The organism is Stenotrophomonas sp. SbOxS2 (assembly GCF_013416715.1).
Lineage (GTDB): Bacteria > Pseudomonadota > Gammaproteobacteria > Xanthomonadales > Xanthomonadaceae > Stenotrophomonas > Stenotrophomonas lactitubi.
Genome location: NZ_JAAVXD010000022.1, coordinates 1 through 656, shown reverse-complemented (window position 1 = coordinate 656; position 656 = coordinate 1). Strand labels below are relative to the sequence as shown.

2 protein-coding genes are annotated in these 656 nt (G+C 62.8%); both read left to right on the top strand.

Going from position 1 to position 656, the window contains the following annotated elements:
- Positions 1–238 (top strand): hypothetical protein (locus HFK18_RS21615; RefSeq protein WP_218946966.1); only part of this gene is annotated, 238 nt, incomplete at its 5' end.
- Positions 239–452: 214 nt separating this feature from the next.
- Positions 453–656 (top strand): biotin/lipoyl-binding protein (locus HFK18_RS21990; protein WP_343202985.1); only part of this gene is annotated, 204 nt, incomplete at its 3' end.

Below are 656 nucleotides of genomic sequence, written 5' to 3'. Positions count from 1 at the left end.
TGGCGAAGCGCGTGGCCTCATCGAAGAGGTCCATGCGCGAATGATTGTCTCGGTCACGGATACGGCGGAAAATCCTGGCGGTGCCATTCTCGCATTTCTGGCGCTCAAGAGACTTGAACTGCATGACCTGCATCCGTGGTCGGATGCCGAACGTGCCGACATTCTGCGCGACATCCGCTGGCTGGTCGACGCCGAGCATATGCGCTCCCAAGCTCACGGCGCTTCGGCTGGCCACTGATCAACCACAGCCACCGTCAGATCCTTTCATCGCCGCGGCAATCGCTTGCCGTTCCGGCAATCATCAACTTTTCCTGGAATTTCCCATGCGTATACCTAATTTGCCGCTGAAACTCACTGCGGCCGTCGGCCTTCTCGCCCTTGTCTCCGGTTGCAGCGACGCCAAAGGTTCGGCGGAGGCACCGCCACCCGCTCCCCCGCCATCGGCTGTGAGCGTGATCGAGGTGCTCCCGGAAGCCCTTCCGATCCTGAACGAGTTGCCGGGCCGCATTGCCCCGACCCGCATCGCCGAGGTGCGGTCGCGCGTCTCGGGCATCGTGCTGGAGCGCGTGTTCGAACAGGGAAGCATGGTGAAGGAAGGCGACGTGCTCTACCGCATCGACCCGGCGCTGTTTCAGGCGCAGGTGGCGAGCGCTGAG